Here is a 705-nt window from a genome sequence, read left to right on the forward strand (position 1 = left end):
GCGATCAACGTGAACGACGCGGTGACGAAGTCGAAGTTCGACAACAAGTACGGCTGCCGCCACTCCCTGATCGACGGCATCAACCGCGCCACCGACGTCCTCATCGGCGGCAAGACGGCCGTCGTGTGCGGTTACGGAGACGTGGGCAAGGGCTGCGCGGAGTCGCTGCGCGGTCAGGGCGCGCGGGTGATCGTGACGGAGATCGACCCGATCTGCGCGCTCCAGGCGGCGATGGACGGCTACCAGGTCGCCACCCTGGAGGACGTGGTGGAGACGGCCGACATCTTCATCACCACCACGGGCAACAAGGACATCATCATGGCGTCCGACATCGCCCGCATGAAGCACCAGGCGATCGTCGGGAACATCGGTCACTTCGACAACGAGATCGACATGGCCGGCCTGGCGAGGATCCCGGGGATCGTGAAGGACGAGGTCAAGCCGCAGGTCCACACGTGGACGTTCGAGGACGGCAAGGTCGTCATCGTCCTGTCCGAGGGCCGCCTGCTGAACCTGGGCAACGCGACGGGTCACCCGTCCTTCGTGATGTCGAACTCCTTCGCGGACCAGACCCTGGCCCAGATCGAGCTCTACACGAAGCCCGACGCCTACCCCGTCGGCGTGTACACCCTCCCCAAGCACCTCGACGAGAAGGTCGCCCGCCTCCACCTCGACGCCCTCGGCGTGCGGCTCACGACCCTCCGC

Annotated in this window: 1 protein-coding gene; it reads left to right on the top strand. The window is 66.1% G+C overall.

What is annotated here, in order from left to right; translation table 11 throughout:
• Nucleotides 1-705 (top strand): adenosylhomocysteinase (locus tag IE321_RS41600; RefSeq protein ID WP_190226796.1); only part of this gene is annotated, 705 nt, incomplete at both ends.

The sequence above is a fragment of the Streptomyces hydrogenans genome (genome assembly GCF_014656075.1).
Lineage (GTDB): Bacteria > Actinomycetota > Actinomycetes > Streptomycetales > Streptomycetaceae > Streptomyces > Streptomyces hydrogenans.